General features: G+C 65.9%; 2 protein-coding genes. Both read left to right on the top strand.

The window, feature by feature from the left end:
- Window positions 1-473: 473 nt before the first annotated feature.
- Window positions 474-884 carry a four-helix bundle copper-binding protein gene (locus D8M29_RS11930; RefSeq protein ID WP_044659891.1) on the top strand — a complete coding sequence of 137 codons (411 nt, stop codon included), beginning with the start codon at window positions 474-476 and terminating at the stop codon, window positions 882-884.
- 96 nt (window positions 885-980) lie between these two features.
- A complete protein-coding gene (locus tag D8M29_RS11925) occupies window positions 981-1601 on the top strand; it encodes a class I fructose-bisphosphate aldolase (protein ID WP_225348377.1) in 621 nt (206 codons plus the stop codon).
- The last annotated feature ends 122 nt before the right edge of the window (window positions 1602-1723 follow it).

Below are 1723 nucleotides of genomic sequence, written 5' to 3'. Positions count from 1 at the left end.
CCGTGTCCCCTCGGGCACGTCACTGATCTTCCTCGCCCAGTCCTTGCTTGCCATCGCCCATACCTCCAGTGATTCCGAGAGGGTGTTGCGACGACCGATTGAATCCACCCTGGGAGCCGCGGTCCGAATGCACCCGGCAACCCTGCACCGGCGGCCTCGACGCCCCTGGTCGGATCGCATAAGCGCTCTTCCCGACACCGACCGTCCGGTCCGACAGGATCCACGTTGAGGCGAGCCCTGCTGGTCCTCCCCGTCGGCGTGGTCCTCAGGGCCGTCGGCCGGGCTGAGGGGCGGCTGGTCACACCTGCGTCATCCCTGCCCGTAAAGGAGTCCGCGGGCCTCCGTGGCCGGCGATCTTCACGGAACCTTCAAGGTTGAGCCCTTCACCCGCGTCGGCGGGGCGGTCTACAGTCGATGAAAGGGCGGGCCGGCGAAGGCCGGTGCGTCGGATCAGATCGACGAAGGAGCACATCATGACCCATCACGTGAGCGCCATGCTGGAGACCTACCCGAAGGAGGTGGGGAACATCGATCGGCAGAAACTGGCCGAATGCATCCAGGCCTGCTTCGAGTGCGCCCAGACGTGCACCGCCTGCGCGGACGCCTGCCTGGCCGAGGACATGGTCGCCGACCTGAGGCAGTGCATCCGGTTGAACCTGGACTGCGCCGATGTGTGCGCCGCCACAGGCCGGATGCTGTCCCGGCAGACCGGCACCAACGTCGAGACCACCCGCGCCCTGCTCGAGGCCTGCCGGGCCGCCTGCAAGACGTGCGGGGACGAATGCGAGAGCCACGCCCAGATGCACGAGCACTGCAAGGTGTGTGCCGAGGCCTGCCGCCGGTGTGAACAGGCCTGCGCGGACCTGCTCGTCACCCTGGGTTGAGCCTGCTGATGACCGTTCCCCCTTGAGGGCGGCCAGTCGTCCATGACGTGCGCAGGGAACCCGGACCACCGTGCTCCCTCGCCGCGGAAGGCTCCCATGGACTCGGAGAAGTATCAGAGGGTCAGGAACGGTGCCGGATTCGTCGCGGCGCTGGACCAGAGCGGGGGCAGCACCCCGGCGGCCTTGCACCTCTACGGGATCGACAAGGATGCCTACTCCGGCCCAGAGGAGATGTTCGACCTGGTACACCAGGTGCGCACACGTATCATCACCAGCCCCAGCTTCGACGGTGAGCGCGTCATGGGGGCCATCCTGTTCGAGAACACAATGAACCGCCAGGTGGAGGGTTCCCCCACGGGCGACTACCTGTGGAACAGCAAAGGCATCGTGCCCTTCCTCAAAATCGACCAGGGCTTGGCCCCGGAACAGCAAGGCGCCCAGCTCATGAAACCCATCCCGCACCTGGATGACTTACTGTCTCGAGCCGTCGAAAAGCACATGTTCGGGACGAAGATGCGCTCGGTCATCAAGCTGCCCGGGGACGGGGTGGGCTCCGTCGTGGAGCAGCAGTTCGGGCTCGCCCGTCAGATCCTCGTTACCGGGCTGGTGCCCATCATCGAGCCCGAGGTGGATATCCGCAGCCCCCGCAAGGCCGAGGTGGAGGACCAGCTCAAGGCGGCAATCCTCGCCCAACTGGACAAGCTCGGAGACGACTAGGGCGTGTCTGAGAATAGATGCACGAGTCAGCTGAGACCCTGGGGACATGTCCCGGTTCCAGATGCTCTCTGACACCCAATGGGAGTTGATCGCCCCGATGCTCCCGACCCGGACCGGCCGCG

Origin of the sequence: Micrococcus sp. HSID17227 (genome assembly GCF_003989405.1) — a bacterium.
GTDB lineage: Bacteria > Actinomycetota > Actinomycetes > Actinomycetales > Micrococcaceae > Micrococcus > Micrococcus luteus.
The sequence above is the reverse complement of the archived record's forward strand: the minus strand, read 5'-3'. Positions and strand labels throughout refer to the sequence as shown.

Bases quoted from the DNA above. Each gene is read 5' to 3' on its own strand.
- D8M29_RS11925 (WP_225348377.1), top strand. From the start codon at position 981: ATGGACTCGGAGAAGTATCAGAGGGTCAGGAACGGTGCCGGATTCGTC.
- D8M29_RS11930 (WP_044659891.1), top strand. From the start codon at position 474: ATGACCCATCACGTGAGCGCCATGCTGGAGACCTACCCGAAGGAGGTG.